17 protein-coding genes are annotated in these 16108 nt (G+C 62.6%); 12 read left to right on the top strand and 5 right to left on the bottom strand.

The features are described 5' to 3' along the window. The first annotated feature begins 49 nt into the window (after positions 1-49). The 4 genes from C7I85_RS12520 (at position 50) to C7I85_RS12505 (ending at position 3174) form a co-directional block, all read left to right on the top strand. Positions 50-781 carry a tellurite resistance TerB family protein gene (locus C7I85_RS12520; RefSeq protein ID WP_106724326.1) on the top strand — a complete coding sequence of 244 codons (732 nt, stop codon included), beginning with the start codon at positions 50-52 and terminating at the stop codon, positions 779-781. Between the two features lie 203 nt (positions 782-984). Further along, positions 985-1740: an SDR family oxidoreductase gene (locus tag C7I85_RS12515; RefSeq protein WP_106724325.1), complete on the top strand. Its 756-nt coding sequence runs from the start codon at positions 985-987 to the stop codon at positions 1738-1740. A gap of 107 nt (positions 1741-1847) precedes the next feature. Continuing rightward, positions 1848-2681: a tryptophan 2,3-dioxygenase gene (gene kynA / locus C7I85_RS12510; RefSeq protein ID WP_106724324.1), complete on the top strand. Its 834-nt coding sequence runs from the start codon at positions 1848-1850 to the stop codon at positions 2679-2681. An 82-nt stretch (positions 2682-2763) separates the two neighbouring features. Continuing rightward, complete coding sequence (locus C7I85_RS12505) at positions 2764-3174, top strand: RidA family protein (RefSeq protein WP_106724323.1); 411 nt, start codon at positions 2764-2766, stop codon at positions 3172-3174. A 59-nt stretch (positions 3175-3233) separates the two neighbouring features. Here the strand turns inward: C7I85_RS12505 and C7I85_RS12500 are convergent, their stop codons facing one another. The 5 genes from C7I85_RS12500 to C7I85_RS12475 all read right to left on the bottom strand — a co-directional run bounded on the left by C7I85_RS12500 (position 3234) and on the right by C7I85_RS12475 (position 8010). Beyond that, positions 3234-4250, bottom strand: a complete 1017-nt coding sequence (locus C7I85_RS12500) for a P1 family peptidase (RefSeq protein WP_106724322.1) — start codon at positions 4248-4250, stop codon at positions 3234-3236. A 105-nt stretch (positions 4251-4355) separates the two neighbouring features. Beyond that, a complete protein-coding gene (locus C7I85_RS12490) occupies positions 4356-5099 on the bottom strand; it encodes an amino acid ABC transporter ATP-binding protein (RefSeq protein WP_106724321.1) in 744 nt (247 codons plus the stop codon). Between the two features lie 25 nt (positions 5100-5124). Further along, positions 5125-6228 carry an amino acid ABC transporter permease gene (locus tag C7I85_RS12485; protein ID WP_106724320.1) on the bottom strand — a complete coding sequence of 368 codons (1104 nt, stop codon included), beginning with the start codon at positions 6226-6228 and terminating at the stop codon, positions 5125-5127. A 20-nt stretch (positions 6229-6248) separates the two neighbouring features. Further along, positions 6249-7112 carry an ABC transporter substrate-binding protein gene (locus C7I85_RS12480; protein WP_106724319.1) on the bottom strand — a complete coding sequence of 288 codons (864 nt, stop codon included), beginning with the start codon at positions 7110-7112 and terminating at the stop codon, positions 6249-6251. Between the two features lie 52 nt (positions 7113-7164). After that, a complete protein-coding gene (locus C7I85_RS12475; RefSeq protein WP_106724318.1) occupies positions 7165-8010 on the bottom strand; it encodes a D-amino-acid transaminase in 846 nt (281 codons plus the stop codon). Between the two features lie 170 nt (positions 8011-8180). Between C7I85_RS12475 and C7I85_RS12470 the strand changes: the two genes are divergently transcribed. The 8 genes from C7I85_RS12470 (at position 8181) to C7I85_RS12435 (ending at position 16102) form a co-directional block, all read left to right on the top strand. Beyond that, complete coding sequence (locus C7I85_RS12470; protein ID WP_106724317.1) at positions 8181-9104, top strand: LysR family transcriptional regulator; 924 nt, start codon at positions 8181-8183, stop codon at positions 9102-9104. 173 nt (positions 9105-9277) lie between these two features. Further along, the gene (locus C7I85_RS12465; RefSeq protein ID WP_106724316.1) at positions 9278-10081 is read left to right on the top strand and encodes an inositol monophosphatase family protein; all 804 of its coding nucleotides are present in this window, start codon (positions 9278-9280) and stop codon (positions 10079-10081) included. A 2-nt stretch (positions 10082-10083) separates the two neighbouring features. Continuing rightward, on the top strand, positions 10084-10848 hold the full coding sequence (locus C7I85_RS12460; RefSeq protein ID WP_106724315.1) for a phosphodiesterase: 765 nt from the start codon (positions 10084-10086) through the stop codon (positions 10846-10848). Between the two features lie 149 nt (positions 10849-10997). Next, complete coding sequence (locus tag C7I85_RS12455; protein WP_428832849.1) at positions 10998-11717, top strand: FadR/GntR family transcriptional regulator; 720 nt, start codon at positions 10998-11000, stop codon at positions 11715-11717. Next, positions 11714-12883: a PLP-dependent transferase gene (locus tag C7I85_RS12450; RefSeq protein ID WP_106724313.1), complete on the top strand. Its 1170-nt coding sequence runs from the start codon at positions 11714-11716 to the stop codon at positions 12881-12883. Before C7I85_RS12455 ends, C7I85_RS12450 begins: the two co-directional genes overlap by 4 nt. A 37-nt stretch (positions 12884-12920) precedes the next feature. Then, the gene (locus tag C7I85_RS12445) at positions 12921-14180 is read left to right on the top strand and encodes an ABC transporter substrate-binding protein (protein ID WP_106724312.1); all 1260 of its coding nucleotides are present in this window, start codon (positions 12921-12923) and stop codon (positions 14178-14180) included. Between the two features lie 148 nt (positions 14181-14328). Beyond that, positions 14329-15264 carry a carbohydrate ABC transporter permease gene (locus C7I85_RS12440; RefSeq protein WP_106724311.1) on the top strand — a complete coding sequence of 312 codons (936 nt, stop codon included), beginning with the start codon at positions 14329-14331 and terminating at the stop codon, positions 15262-15264. Positions 15265-15268: 4 nt separating this feature from the next. Continuing rightward, positions 15269-16102, top strand: a complete 834-nt coding sequence (locus tag C7I85_RS12435) for a carbohydrate ABC transporter permease (protein ID WP_106724310.1) — start codon at positions 15269-15271, stop codon at positions 16100-16102. Positions 16103-16108: the final 6 nt, after the last annotated feature.

Raw genomic sequence — 16108 nt, 5'->3', positions numbered from 1 at the left:
GGCACCCGACACCGTCCGCCAGCCGCGGACCCGAATTCCGGAGGCCTGAATGTTGGATCCCAAGAAGCTGCTTGACGATCTGCTTGGCTCGAAGGTGCCCGGCACCGAGTCGACCGTACACGAAAAGACCGACCAGGCAGTACAGCTTGCAAAGGACAACCCACTGGCAGCCGGTGCGCTGGTGGCGGTGCTGCTGGGAACCGGCGCCGGGCGCAAGCTGACGGGTTCGGCCGTGAAGCTCGGCGGTTTGGCTGCGGTGGCTGGCCTCGCCTACAAAGCCTACCAGAGCTACCAGAACGGCGGAAAGCCGACGCCGGCGGATGTGCGCGAGCCGGAATTGCTGCCGGCGCCGGAAGACACGAGCTTCCATCCCTCGCAGGCCCCGCAAGGCGAGAGCGAGTTTGCGCTGGCGCTGGTGCGCGCCATGATCGCCGCCGCCAAGGCCGACGGCCATGTCGATGACGAAGAGCGTCGCAAGATCGCCGAAAAGATCGCCGGCTCCCACATAGGGCCGGATGCGGAAAGCTTCCTGCTTGGAGAGCTGGCCCGGCCGCTCGACATCGAGGCCCTGGTCACGGCCGCTCACACCGATGCCCAGAAGATCGCGCTCTACACTGCGGCGCGGCTGACCATCGAGCCGGACACGCGCGCCGAGCGCGGTTTCCTGGACATGCTGGCGGGCCGGCTCAAGCTGCCGGATGCGCTGGTCGACCACATCGAGGCGACGGTTTCCGCCGCCAAGGTGCCGGGCGGGGTCGAGCAAAGGGCGGCGAGCGCCTGATTGCCGCGATTTACGCGTTAAGATTCGGTTAACCTTTCAAGCGCATCATTTTCATCATTCGGATCCGCTTTCCTCCTCCCATGCGGAAATCCCAGCTTAGGGCGGTCGCCAATGACCGCCCTTTTTGTCAGCCGACATTACTTCTATCGCTTGCCTGACCGGCCCTCTTTTGCGATGCCTCGCTGCTGAAAGGGAGGCTCGAAATGTCAAACGGCAAGATCGCAATCGTCACCGGCGCAGGCACCGGCATCGGCAAATCCGTCGCAACCGCACTTCTGAAGGCAGGCTGGAACACGGTTTTCGTCGGCCGCCGGAAATCGGTTCTCGAAGAGGCGATCGCTGCGGCGGGCCCTTGCGAGGCAAGGGCGCTGGCCGTTGCCTGCGACATTTCCAAGGCCGATCAGGTCGATGAACTGTTTGCCGAAGTGATCGCCACGTTCGGCCGCGTGGACCTGCTCTTCAACAATGCGGGCGTCGGCTACAAGTCGACCCTGATCGACGAGATCCCCGTCGATGTGTGGGAGGACGTGGTCGGCGTCAATCTCACCGGCTCGTTCCTGTGCGCGCGGGCGGCCTTCGGCGCCATGCGCCGGCAGAACCCGCAGGGCGGCCGCATCATCAACAACGGGTCGGTCTCGGCCCATGCGCCGCGTCCCGGTTCGGTGCCTTACACGACGACCAAGCACGCGATTACCGGGCTCACCAAGACGCTGGCGCTCGACGGGCGGCCCTTCGATATCGCCTGCGGGCAGATCGATATCGGCAACGCGCTGACCGAGATGGCCGTGCCGATGACCCAGGGCGTGCCGCAGGCCAATGGAACCATCGCGCCGGAAGCGGTGATGGATGTGGAACGCGTTGCCGAAGCCGTGCTCTATATGGCCGGGTTGCCGCTCGACGCCAATGTGCTGTTCATGACGGTGATGGCAACCAATATGCCCTATGTGGGGCGCGGCTGACCGAGATATTTTAATCATAAAATTTCATGCTTGAAATGTAATCCCGGGAGTGCGATCCTTCCCAAAAATAAGGGGAAGGCGGGCTCCGCCAAATAGGGACGAGTTGCATGACGCAATCTGACAATCCTGGCCAGGGCGCCCAGATGGAGTTCCGCGGGCGCATGTCCTATGGCGACTATCTCCAGCTGGACAAGGTGCTGACCGCCCAAGAACCGCTGTCGACCGCGCATGACGAGCTCCTGTTCATCATCCAGCACCAGACCTCAGAACTCTGGATGAAGCTCGCCATCCACGAAATCCGTTCGGCCATCGTGGCGATCCGCGAGGACCGCCTGCAGCCGGCCTTCAAGATGCTGACCCGCGTGGCGCGGATTTTCGAGCAGCTGAACAGCGCCTGGGACGTGCTGCGCACGATGACACCCAGCGAGTACACGCAGTTTCGCGGCTCGCTCGGCCAGTCGTCCGGCTTCCAGTCCTATCAATACCGGGCGATCGAGTTCCTCGCCGGCAACCGCAACCTGCCGATGCTGAAGCCGCATGAGCACAAGCCCGAGGTCATCGCCGCTCTGGAGGAGATCCTTGCAGGACCCAGCCTCTATGACGAGGCGCTGCGCCTTCTGGCACGCCAGGGTTTTGACATCGGTGCTGAGGCAGATCGCTCCGACTGGCGCGAGACACGGACGGAAAGCGAGCAGGTGCTGAACGCCTGGAAGGAAGTGTACCAGGACCCGGAACGCTACTGGATGCTCTATGAGCTGGCCGAGAAGCTGGTCGACTTCGAAGACTATTTCCGGCGCTGGCGCTTCAACCACGTCACCACCGTCGAGCGCATCATCGGCCTCAAGCGCGGCACCGGCGGCACCTCGGGCGTATCCTATCTGCGCAAGATGCTGGAGGTCGAGCTGTTCCCGGAACTCTGGAAGGTGCGCACCGCGCTCTAGGACTATTGCCCGGAGGAGGGCAGGGAGGCCTGGCGATCCAACGCCATCATCAAAGACGAAGATCTGAAATCGGAGACTATTCATGACCACCGCCCCCATTCACGAAGTGCTGCATCCGGCAAATTGGAAGCCGGCCAAGGGCTATGCGAATGGCATCCTTGCGGATGGCCGAGTCGCCTATCTCGGCGGGCAGATCGGCTGGAATGCCGATCAGGTCTTCGAGGAGAAGGATCTGGTGGGCCAGACCCGGCAGACGCTCCAGAACATAGTCGATGTGCTGAGGGAGGCCGGCGGCCGGCCCGAGCACATCGTCAAGCTGACCTGGTACATCACCGACAAGAAGGAATATCTCGCCAATCTGCGCGAAATCGGCGCCGCCTATCGCGAGGTGCTGGGCAAGCATTTCCCGGCGATGGCGATGGTGCAGGTTGTGGCGCTGATGGAAGACGAGGCCAAGGTCGAGATCGAGGCGACGGCGGTGCTGCCGCGCTGAGTGGTACGCTTAGGCTAGGGACAACGATTTGCGGCGGGCGTGTCCCGCCGCTTTTGTTTTTAACGCAGCCAATCGGCCAGCGAGGGGCGGAAATTGCCGGCGCGGCCTTTCATGGCTTCCGCCGCGCACATCGAATTCAGCACCGCTTCCTGCGTGGCCTCGGTGGCGGCGCGGAACAGCTTGTCGATGCGGTTCTCGTTCAGCGCGCGCATCGAGAAGAGGTCGCTCTTCTCGTCGTGGTCGATGGTCGTCGCCGTGGTGAAGCCGATTGAGATGTCGCCGCTGCCGTGGCCCCAGAAGGCGCCCAGACGGGCAAGGCCGGCGCCGCAGCGACGCGTCACGCGCTTGAGCTGGCGGTGTTCCAGCGGAACATCGGTGGCGAGAATGATGATAACCGAGCCCTTTTCCGCCTCCTTGGCGGTGCGGGGCGAGGGCTGGCGGCCGTCCGGCAGCATGAGGTCGCCGGCGCGGCCGAAATTGGACAGCACCAGAGTGCCGACATGGTAAGTCTGGCCATCGAGCTCGAACCGACGCGACGAGGTGCCGATGCCGCCCTTGAAGCCGAAGCAGGTCATGCCCGTGCCGGCGCCGACATTACCTTGCTCGACCGCGCCTTCGTGTGCGTTTGCCAAGGCAAGGCGCGCATGTTCCTCGGTGACGGCCATTGCCTGGATGTCGTTGAGCGGACCGTCATTGCACTCGCAGACTACGGGGTTCACCGTTGCGGTCTGGCGGCCGATGTCCGGGTTGGCGGCGATCGCCTCGCGGATCAGCGCGTTGGCGCAAGTGCCGACGCCAAAAGTGTTGGTGAGCAGGATCGGCGTTTCCAGCGTGCCGAGTTCGTCGATCTGCACGAGACCGGTGCTCTTGCCGAAGCCGTTGATGACGTCGCTCGCGGCAAGCACCTTCTTGCGATAGAGGTTGCCGGCATGCGGCAGCACTGCCGTCACGCCGGAGTTGATGTCGCCTTCGCGGATCGTGTGGTGGCCGACGCGCACGCCAGGCACATCGGTGATCGCGTTCTTTTCGCCCGTGGGAAGAATTCCGCAGACGATGCCAAAATCCCGTGCGTTCACCGATGCTACCTCGATTTGTTCCAGTCTTTCCGGCTACTAAAGCCAATCTTCCTGTTTGAGCATGATCTTTTCCGAAAACCGGTTCCCACTTTTCGGGATCATGCTCTAGAGGCGGCCGGCTTCCACGATGCGCTTGAGGAAGGCTTGCGTGCGCTCGCCCTGTGGCTTGCCGAAGATCTGCTCCGGCGGGCCTTCCTCATAGACCTTGCCGGCCTGCAGGAAGCAGACCTTGTCCGCGACCTCGCGGGCAAAGCCCATTTCGTGCGTGGCGAGCACCATGGTCATGCCGTTCTTGGCCAGATCGCGCACGATGTCCAGAACTTCCGAAACCAGTTCGGGGTCCAGCGCCGAGGTGATCTCGTCCAGCAGCAGCAGCGTCGGGTCCATCATCAGCGCGCGTACGATTGCCACGCGCTGCTGCTGGCCGCCGGAAAGACGGTCGGGATATTCGTCCGCCTTGTGTCCCAGCCCGATGCGGGCAAGCAGCGCCTTGCCCTTTTCGACCGCTTCGGCCTTGGACATGTTCAGCACCTTGGTGGGCGCCAGCGTGACGTTCTCGATCACGCTCATATGCGGGAATAGGTTGTAGCCCTGGAAGACGATGCCGATCTCGCGGCGCAGGGCGTCGAGGTCCACGCCGGGACCGGTCACCCGGTCGCCGTGCAGGCGGATCTCGCCTTCGTTGATCGTCTCCAGACGGTTGATGCACCGCAGCAGGGTTGATTTTCCGCAGCCCGAAGGGCCGATCAGGCAGACCACCTGATGCTCCTCGATGTCGAGCGAGATGCCGGAGAGAACCTCGACTGCGCCGTAGCGCTTGTATGCCTTGTCGATTTCGACCAGTGCCATCTTCTTCAATCCATCCGTTCGAGGGTCAGGAGCGCATCTTCTTGCGGTCGCGTTCAATCAGCTTGTCGACGAAGCGAGCCTGCGGGATCGTGAGCACGATGAAGAGGATGGCGACGGTAGTGACGGCGGAGAGGTTGAAGTTGTTGCTGGCGATGATCTTCGACTGGTTGAAGGCGTCGATCGTGCCGATGATGGCAACGAGCGCAGTGTCCTTCTGCAGGCTGATGCAGTTGTTCATCAGCGGCGGGATGATGCCGCGCACTGCCAGCGGAACGACCACGTAGCGCATCGTCCTGAAGTAGGACAGGCCAAGCGAGCGCGCCGCCGCGATCTGGCTCGGGTGCACGCTTTCGATGCCGGCGCGATAAACCTCGGAGGTGTAGGCACCATAGGTCAGCGTCAGCGCGATGATGGCATAGGCGTTGGAGGACAGGTCCTTCAGGATCGGCAGGCCGGTCAGCGGCAGGCCGAAGCCAATGAGATAGATGGTGATGATCGCCGGCAGGCCGCGGAACAGGTCGCCATAGATGATGGCGAGCGTGCGGATCGGCTTGCCTGCCTCGCCGGGCAGGGTGCGCGCGATAGCGACGACGAGCGCCCAGACGAGGATCAGCACGCCGGAGACGACGAAGATGAAGATGTTGGTGCCGAAGGCCCTAAGCACGGCCCAGGCTGACTTCGTGATAAGCTGAAGGTCGAAGAACGTGCGGCTGACGGCGGCGTCGTTGACGACGAGGAACCACGACAGCGAGCAGACGATGAGCAGCGCCGCGGCGTAGGACAGCGCCTTCCACGAAGCGTCCGAGGCTTTGGCGCCCAGTTCGCGTCCCAGGTAGATATCGGAAGCCTTACCCGCCTGCGACGACCACGATACGGCGCGGGTGGCAAGCGCCACGACAGCCAGCGGCAGGAGGCAGGCAAGGGCCGCGACCACGGTCACCGGGGTTGCCGACCAGCCTTCCGCGATCACGAAGGTGCGGATGTAGTGGGCGGTGTAGGCGAGCGCAGCGAGGGTGAGGAGGGTGAACAGCAGAACGCCGAAGGTGCGCTTGCTATAGGTTCGGACCTGGTTGCGAGCGCGCCATCTGCTGGCGCGCTCGTCCTTGGCTTCGAGAGCCGATGTGGACATGAAGTTTCTCTACCCTTGGCTCACGGCTTCCAGGTCGGGACGTCGTCGGGCGACACGCCGCCGTAGGACTCGAGCAGATAGGCCGTCTCGAGCTTCTTGAGCGTGCCGTCGGCCTTCAGGTCCTCGATGATCTTGTTGATCGTCTCGGCGTTGGGCGAACCCTTCTGGTAGATGCCGGCGGTCTGGGTGTCATCGAGATATTTTCCGACGACCTGCAGTTTGCCGCCGGAATTGGCGACCTGGCCGAGCACGATGCCGAGATCGGTCATCACCGCATCCACCTTGCCGGCTGCGGCAGCGGTGAACATGGAGGCCGTGTCATCGAACACGTCGACGTTGGAGATGCCAAGCGTATCCTGTGCGAAGGACACCAGGGTGGTGCCGGCCTGCGTGCCGACATGGGCCTGCTTGATCGTCTCTTCGGTCAGGGTCGAGCCGGCCTTGGCGGCAACGCCGTGGGCGGAGGCGAGGTACGGCGCCGAGAAGTCGACGACCTTCTTGCGCGGCTCGGTGACCGAGATCAGCGCGAGCGCGATGTCGAAGTCCTTGTTCTGGCCGGCGACGATCGAGTCGAAGGAGGCGTTGACCAGCTTGACCTTGTCGAGGCCCAGACGGTGAGCGATGTTCACCGCCATGCAGAACTCATAGCCGTCCTTGATGGTCTCAGGCGTGTCGCCATTGAACTGACCGACAGCCGGCAGATTGATGATGACGGTGAACTGGCCCGGAACCGCCGGGGTGATGGAGGCCGAGCCCTTTTCGCCGGTCAGCGGGCAGTCGCCGTAGCCTTCCGTCGCCATCGCAGCCCCGCCGGCGGCGACCGTCAATGCGGTTGCCAGCAAAGCGCTCTTCGCGAGCTTTGCCGTGGTGTTGAAAATCGTCATAGTTCTCCTCCTCGAAAATGTTGGGTGGTTTCCGTTCTCCACTGAAGCCGGCTTAGTTGCGGGCCAACTCCAGATAGATGGTTTGCAGGCGCTTGGTCAGCGGGCCGGGCGTGCCGTCGCCGATGACGTGGTCGCCGATACGAATGACGGGCGTGACGAGGCTCGATGCGCTGGTCAGGAAGGCTTCCTTGGCCTCCTGCGCTTCCTCGACCGTGAACAGCCGCTCCTCGACGCGAAGCTTCTGTTCCTCGGCGATCTTCATGACCGCGCGCTTGGTGCAGCCGGGCAGCACCGCATGCGAGTTCGGCCGGGTGACGATCACATCGTCCTTGGTCAGGATGAAAGCGGTAGACGAGGCGCCCTCGGTGACGAAGCCGTCTTCCACCAGCCAGGCTTCATGGAAGCCCTTTGCCTTGGCGGCCTTCTTGGCCAGAACCTGCGCCAGCAGCATCACCGTCTTGATGTCGCGGCGGGCCCAGCGGGTGTCGGGCGTGATGTCGACGGCAACGCCATTCTTGACCGAATTCGCGTTGACGAGGTTTTTCGCCTGGGTGAAGGCGATGAAAGTCGGCTTCATGTCGTCGGCATAGCCGAAATCGCGATCCGCCGCGCCGCGGGTGACCTGCAGGTAAACGACGCCTTCCTCAAGGGAATTGCGCGCGATCAGCTCGCGTTGAACCTTGATGATCTCTTCCGTCGGCAGAGGAAGCGGAATTGAAATCTCCTTCAGCGAGCGTTCGAGCCGGCTGAGGTGGAGATCATTGTCGATCAGCTTGCCGTCGATGACGGCCGATACTTCGTAGATTCCATCGCCAAAGATGAAGCCGCGGTCGAAAACCGAGATATTGGCTTCGGTTTCAGAGACATAGTCTCCGTTCACATAAACTATTCTATTCAACTCGGGCCCCGAAAACTTCAGACAGGCGACGCTAAAAAATCCCCCTTGTTTCGTCCAATGCATTGTTTTCTAATCCCTATGCAAATTTTGCATAAGGCTTTCCGAGCGCATTACGCCGGATTGCATCCGGCGTCGGGGAATCACCCTCGGCAGGCTCAGGAGGTAGGTTGATGGAACTGAAATGGCTGGAGGATTTCGTCTGCCTTGCCGGCACGCTGAGCTTTTCTCGCGCGGCCGAGGAAAGGCGCATCACGCAACCGGCCTTCAGCCGACGCATCAAGCAACTCGAAGCCTGGCTTGGCGTAACGCTCGTCAGCCGGGTCACGTTTCCCGCCGAGCTGACGAAGGAAGGCAAGTCGTTCCTGCCGGTGGCGCAGGAAGCGATCAGGAATTTCTACAGCACCCGAGAGGCGTTGCAGCCGCCAAGGACGCAGAAGGACCAGACGCTGACCTTTTCCGCCCTGCACACGCTGACGGTGGTGTTCTTTCCGCAATGGCTGCAGCAGATGCAGGCCCGATTCGGGAGCTTGCGCACGCGCATGAGCCCCGACAAGGGCGGCATCGAAGAGAATATCGGCACGCTGGTCGAAGGAGAGGCGGACTTTCTGCTGACCTACGCCCACGCTTCCGTCCCGTTCCTGCTGGACAGTTCGCGTTTTCCCTATCTGGTTCTCGGCACCGAGCGCCTTCTTCCAGTCAGCAGTCCGGCTCCTGAAGGCGCACTCCTGGATCACGCCATCAACAATGGCGTTCCGGTTCCCTATCTCAGCTATGGCGATTTTTCGTTCTTCGGCGTCGCCCTGTCCAAGCTGTTTGCAAACAAGCCGCGTTTCGAGCGGCGGGTGGTGCACCAGAACACGATATCGATCGGCCTCAAGACGATGGCTGTCGCCGGCTGGGGTGTCGCCTGGCTGCCTGAAGGGCTGATCCGCGAAGAGCTCGAGGCGGGCACGCTGGTGCGGGCGACCGATGATCCGTCATGGGACATCGAGGTGGAGATTCGCATCTACCGTCATGCCTCCTCCTCGCGCGTAATCGTCGACGAGTTCTGGCGAGCCGTGGGTGAAAATCTCCGTCGGGTCGGCGGCAAGTAGTGCCGATTTCAAGCGTGCCGGCTCGATGCAAGTGGATGGCCGGCTGCTTCGGGCCGGATCGTCATGAAACCGTTATCGAAGGTCCGTATCGGCAGGCCATCGTATGAAACGCCGTTGGCTCTATCGACGAGCCGGCAAAGCGTTCCTCTTGGTGAAGCTTGACGGATACTGGCATGAACGAAACGACCGCAGCCGACCGCTTCGAAATCGCTCGCGCCGCCACGCTCGAAGCCGGCGCGCTGGCGCTGTCCTATTTCAACGACCTTGCGTCTCTCGACATCGAGACCAAGGCCAACGGCCAGGATGTCGTCAGCGTGGCTGACCGCGAAGTGGAAACGCTGCTGCGGGCGCGCATCGCCGAAGCTTTTCCCGACGACGGTTTCCTGGGTGAGGAATTCGGCCTGACCGAAGGCTCTTCCGGCTATACCTGGGTGATCGATCCCATCGATGGCACCAGCCCGTTCCTGCACGGCATGGTCAGCTGGTGCGTTTCGGTGGCCTTGATGCACGGTCGCGAGACGCTGGCGGGCCTGATCTACGCGCCGCGCGTTGACGAGCTGTTTTCCGCGCAAAAGGGCGAGGGGGCGTTCCTCAATGGCCGGCCGATCCGCGTCGAGCAGCACCGCAATATCCAGACCGGCCTTCTCGGCGTCGGCGCCAGCCTGCGGGTTTCGCCGCGTGTCGTCTCCGGCCTGGTCCATGGACTTCTGGAGCGCGGCGGCATGTTCATTCGCAACGGGTCGGGCGCGCTGGCGCTGGCCGACGTCGCCTGCGCCAGGCTGGCCGGCTACTACGAGCCGCACATCAACGCCTGGGATTGCATGGCCGGGCTTTGTCTCGTGCGCGAGGCGGGCGGCTGGACCAGTGAATTCGGCGCCGACGACCTGACCTTGGGCGGCCCTGTCATCGCCTGCGCGCCGCAATTGCGCGCCGACCTTCTCGACCTCATCGAAAACGTCGCGACGGAGAACGCATAGTCATGAAGCTCATCCAAGTCACCGACCTGCATCTGGTCAATCCGGGCGAAAAGCACTTCGGCCTCGATCCGCTGGCGCGTCTCGAAGCCTGCATCGCCGACATCAATCGCAACCATGCCGACGCGGATCTGGTTGTCTTCTCCGGCGACCTCACCGACCGCGGCGAGGCGATCGCCTATGAAGCGCTCAAGCAGCGCCTGGCAACGCTCGTGCCGCCCTATCGCCTGATGATCGGCAATCACGACGACCGCGCGGTTTTCCTCGAGGCATTCCCGGAAGCCGCCGACGAGAACGGTTTCATCCAGACCCATCTCGACCTGCCGCATGGCCGCGTGCTTCTGCTCGACACGGTGGAGCAGGGGCAGATTGAAGGCCGCCTTTGCGACAGCCGGTTGGCCTGGCTGGACGAGCGGCTGGGTGAGGCAGAAGGCCGTCCGGCCTATGTGTTCACGCACCATCCGCCCTTCGACATCCACATGCCGACGCTCGACGAACTCAAGCTCATGGACCACGCGGCGCTCTACGATGTGCTGGCCCGGCACGGCGCCGTCCGCCACATCTTTTCCGGTCACGTCCACCGTCCGGTTGGCGGAAGCTGGCGCGGCATTCCCATCAGCACAATCCGCGGCACCAACCATCAGTCGGCACTGGTGTTTTCAGGCGATTACCAGACTAGCACGGAGCCGCCGGCCTATGCGGTGATCATTGCGAGCGAAGATAGCGTGGTGGTTCATCATCATGATTTTCTTCAGGGCGCGGCGGCCTAGTTCTTTCGCTCCGCAAATCGAATTGTTCGGCAAGGCGCGCGGGTACAAGCCCGCGCGCCTTTTATTCGTCCCCGCTTGACAGCAGCTGTCGGCATCCATAACGCTAGGATGTCAGACCAATTTCGGTCGGCATGAAGTTGGGAGGCTTCATGGCGGGGATGATCGACAGGCCGCAGATTTTGCCGCTTCCGCCGGTCGATCGTGCGCGCCAGGTCACCGAAGCCCTCGCCACCTATATCGACCAGGCCAGCCTCAAGGCCGGCGATCGTCTCCCCGCCGAGCGCGAGCTGATGGCCGCTCTTGCTGTGGGCCGTTCGACCATCCGCGAGGCGATTCGGCATTTTCAGGCCCTCGGCGTCATGGAGACCCGCAAGGGCAGCGGCACCTATCTGCTGAAACCCGTTTCGACCGCTACCATCCATATGCCGCTGTCACTCGATCCCACGCATCTGCGCGATGCGCTGTTGCAGACGCTGGAGGTGCGCCGCGGCATCGAGGCCGAAGCCGGCATGGTGGCGGCGCGCAAGCGCACTGCCGAGGACATCGCCAATATCGAGGCCAAGCTGAACGAGATGGAGCGCGTTCATATCGCCAAGGGAAGCTCGGGCCCGGAAGACCTCGCTTTCCATCTGGCGATCTACGAGGCTACCCACAACCCGCTGTTCGGGCAGCTTCTGGAGCAGATGCGCGAGGCTTTCGAGAGTTTCTGGCACGAACCCTTCAATCGCTCCGACTTTGCCCGCCGCTCCTTCCCGTTTCATCGCACGCTGTTCAACGCCATCGTCGCGCAGGACGCCGAGGCGGCGCGTCGCGAAACGCTCAAGATTCTCGACGTGGTCGAGGAAGACATCAAGGAAATGTCCAAATGAACAATGGCGTCGAGCCGTTCGACCTCGCCTCACTCATCGTCGCCCACGACGACGCAAACGCCTTCGATGCAGTCGTGCCGCCCATCGTGCAGACCTCGCTCTTCACCTTCCCCAACTATGACGAGATGGTCGCCTCCTATCGCGGCGAGAAGGTGCGGCCGATCTATACGCGCGGCCTGAACCCTACCGTGCGCGCCTTCGAGGAAATGCTTGCAAAGCTCGAAGGCGGCGAGGATGCGCTGGGTTTTGCCAGCGGCATGTCGGCGATTTCCTCCACTGTGCTGTCCTTCGTCGAGCCGGGCGACCGCATCGTGGCCGTTCGCCATGTTTACCCCGATGCCTACCGGCTGTTCGGCACGCTGCTCAAGCGCATGCGCGTCGAGGTCACCTATGTCGACGGCCGCGACGAGGAACAGGTAGCCAAAGCACTGCCGGGCGCAAAACTCTTCTACATGGAAAGCCCGACGAGCTGGGTGATGGAGGCGCATGACGTCGGCGCGCTTGCAGCGCTGGCAAAGCGCCATGGCGTGGTCAGCGTCATCGACAATAGCTGGGCGAGCCCTGTCTTCCAGCAGCCGCTCTTGCTCGGCGTCGATTTGGTGCTGCATTCGGCCTCAAAATATCTCGGCGGCCATTCGGACGTCGTGGCCGGCGTAGTCGCGGGCTCGAAGGACCTCATCGGCCGCATCCGCTCCGAAGCCTACCCTTATTTGGGCGGCAAGCTGTCACCCTTCGATGCCTGGCTGCTGGTGCGCGGCATGCGCACGCTGCCGATCCGCATGAAGGCGCATGAGGGCTCCGCACTTGCCATCGCCAAGCGCCTGCAGGACCTCGATGTGGTGGAGAAGGTCTGTCACCCGGCGCTGGCCAACCGCCTGCCGGCCGGGCTCAACGGCACGTCCGGCCTGTTCTCCTTCGTCTTCCGCGACGGCGTCGACGTCCGCCGCTTCACCGATCATCTCAAGCTCTTCAAGCTGGGCGTCAGCTGGGGCGGTCACGAAAGCCTGATCGTGCCGGCCGAAGTCGTGCTCCAGCAGAAGGCTCAACCGAATTCCGCGCATGCCTTCGGCATCGATGCGCGGTCCGTGCGTCTCCATGTCGGCCTCGAGGGAACCGAGGCCTTGTGGAACGATCTCGAGACGGCGATCGCCGTCTCGCAATCCTGAAAGCAATGAAAAGAAACCCAACCAAAGGGGAACTGCAATGAGGAGACTTGTTACCGCCGCCATCTTCACCGCGATGATGGCCGGTACGGCGCTTGCCGACACCACGCTGAAGCTCGTGGAGGTGATCACCAGCCCCGAGCGCACCGAAACGCTGAAATCCATCGTCGGGAAATTCGAGGCCGCCAATCCGGGCACCAAGGTGGAGATCATCTCGCTGCCCTGGGGCGAAGCCTTCCAGAAATTCGCCACCATGGTTTCGGCCGGCGAAATCCCGGACGTCATGGAGATGCCCGACACCTGGCTGTCGCTCTATGCCAATAACGGTATGCTCGAAAGCCTCGAGCCCTACCTGGCCAAGTGGGAACACACCGCAGGCCTGACGCCGCGCGCGCTCGAACTCGGCCGTGATGTCAAAAACACCGCCTACATGCTGCCCTACGGCTTCTATCTGCGGGCTATGTTCTACAACAAGAAGCTCCTGCAGGAGGCGGGCGTTGCCGAGCCGCCGAAGACGCTGGAGGAATTCACGGCCGCTTCCGAGAAGGTTTCGAAGGTTCCGGGCAAGTATGGCTACTGCATGCGCGGCGGCCCCGGCGGCCTCAATGGCTGGATGATCTTCGCCGCCTCGATGGCGGGCTCCAACAAGTACTTCAACGAAGACGGCACCTCGACCATGAACAGCCCCGGCTGGTCGAAGGGCATCGAGTGGATGGTCGATCTCTACAAGAAGGGCTATGCGCCCAAGGACAGCGTGAACTGGGGCTTCAACGAAGTGGTCGCCGGCTTCTATAGCGGCACCTGCGCCTTCCTCGACCAGGACCCGGATGCGCTGATCGCCATTGCCGAGCGCATGAACAAGGACGACTTCGGCGTCATGCCGCTGCCGAAGGGACCGGACGGCAAGTCCTTCCCGACGATCGGCTTTGGCGGCTGGTCGATGTTCACCGCGAGCAAGGACAAGGATCTGGCCTGGAAGCTGATCGCCACGCTCGAAGGCCCGGAGGGCAACATCGAGTGGAACAAGCGCATCGGCGCTCTGCCGGCCTATACCGCGGCCGAGAAGGATCCGTTCTATGCGGGCGACCAGTTCAAGGGCTGGTTCCAGGAACTGGCTGATCCGAACACGGTCCCCACTGTGATGCCGACCTACCTCGAGGAATTCGCCTTCTTCAAGGACTCGCTGGTGATCAAGACCTCGCAGGAAGCGCTGCTGGGCGACATCACGGCCGAGGACCTGGCCAACCAGTGGGCCGACTATCTGACCAAGGCGCAGCAGAAGTTCCTCGCCAAGAAATAGCGAGGCCATTCGCGGGAGGCGGAGCTTTTCCGCCTCCGGAAGCGCGGGATGAGGAGCCGGCGGCGGAGAGTTCCGCCCCCGGCGCCGCACCCTCGCATATCAAGCCGGCTTGCCGGGGTTGGCACGTCGGGCTCGGGACCGTTTCGTGATGGACGCATCTGTAATTTCCTATGACACGCGCCCGGACAGGCGCCCGCTGCTGCAGCGGATCGCGCATGCTTCCGAGCCGTATCTCTACAGCGCGCCTGCGCTGATCCTCATCGTTGCGGTCATGCTGGTGCCGCTGGTGCTCGGCATCTCCTATGCCTTTCGCGACATCCAGATTCTCAATCCGTTTTCGGGCGGCTTCATCGGCCTCGACCACTTTCGCGAGCTGTCGAAGGACCAGTCCTTCTACCGCGCGCTGAAGAACACGCTGTGGTGGACGGGCGGGTCGGTCTTCCTGCAGTTCATCTTCGGGCTTATCCTGGCGCTGCTGCTCGACAAGCCGTTCTACGGACGCGGTCTGGCACAGGCGCTGGTCTTCCTCCCCTGGGCGGTGCCTACCTTCCTTGCCGGTCTCAACTGGGCCTGGCTGTTCAATCCGGTCATCGGACCGTTGCCACACTGGCTCTATGCGCTAGGCATCCTGAGCGCGCCCAACAACATCCTGTCCGACCCGCAGCTCGCGATGTGGGGGCCTATCGTCGCCAATGTCTGGTGGGGCATCCCCTTCTTCGCCATCACGCTTCTGGCGGCGCTCCAGGCGATCCCGCGCGACCTCTACGAGGCGGCGGCAATCGACGGCGCAGGCCCCGCGCAGCGCTTCATGTCGATCACGCTGCCTTTCCTCGCCCCCACCATCGCCATCACGGTACTGCTGCGCACGGTGTGGATCTCCAACTTCGCCGACCTCATCGTCGTCATGACCAATGGCGGGCCGGCAGACCGGACGCAGATCGTCGCCAGCTACATCTTCACCCAGGCCTTCAAGCGGCTGGACTTCGGCTACGCCTCGGCGATCGCGCTGGTGCTGCTGGTGCTGCTGCTCGTCTACTCAATGCTGATCGTGCTTCTGCGCCAGACGCTGCTGAACAGGGGCTGAGACCATGCGGACCAAAAAGCTTCTTCTCACCGGCGCGCATAGGCTTGCCATCCTTGCCTATATCGTCTTTGCGCTGTTTCCGCTGTTCTGGCTGCTGAAAGTCTCGGTCACGCCAAACGACCTCCTCTATACCGAAGGGGTAAGGCTCTGGCCTTCGCGCACGACCTTCGAGCACTTCGAGTTCGTGCTGACGCACAGCGCCTCCCCGATCTTCTTCCGCAACAGCCTGATCGTGTCGGGCGCTACTGCCCTGGTGGTGACGATCCTTGCCTCGCTGTCGGGCTATGCGCTGTCGCGTTTCACCTTCCGGGGGAAATACTGGATCGTCGCTCTCATGCTGGTCACCCAGATGTTCCCGCTGGTCATGCTGGTGGCACCGATCTTCAAGATGCTCTCGCCGCTCGGCCTCACCAACAGCCTGACCGGACTGGTGATCGTCTACACCGCCTTCAACATGCCTTTCGCCACCTTCCTGATGCAGTCCTTCTTCGATGGTATCCCTAAGGATCTGGAAGAGGCGGCGATGATCGACGGGGCGACCCAGTTCATGGCTTTTCGCCAGATCATCCTGCCGCTGACGCTGCCCGGCATTGCGGCGACGCTCGGCTTCGTCTTCACGGCTGCGTGGAGCGAGCTGTTGTTCGCGCTGATGCTGATCTCGGGTAACGACGCGGCCACCTTCCCGGTCGGGCTTTTGACCTTCGTTTCGAAATTCGCGGTCGATTTCGGGCAGATGATGGCGGCAGGCGTTATGGCGCTCATCCCGGCCTGCCTCTTCTTTCTCCTCATTCAACGTTATCTCGTCCAGGGCCTGACGGCCGGCGCGGTCAAGGGCTAGGAGCTT

This window comes from Pseudaminobacter soli (ex Li et al. 2025) (assembly GCF_003012705.1).
GTDB lineage: Bacteria > Pseudomonadota > Alphaproteobacteria > Rhizobiales > Rhizobiaceae > Pseudaminobacter > Pseudaminobacter soli.
The sequence above is the reverse complement of the archived record's forward strand: the minus strand, read 5'-3'. Positions and strand labels throughout refer to the sequence as shown.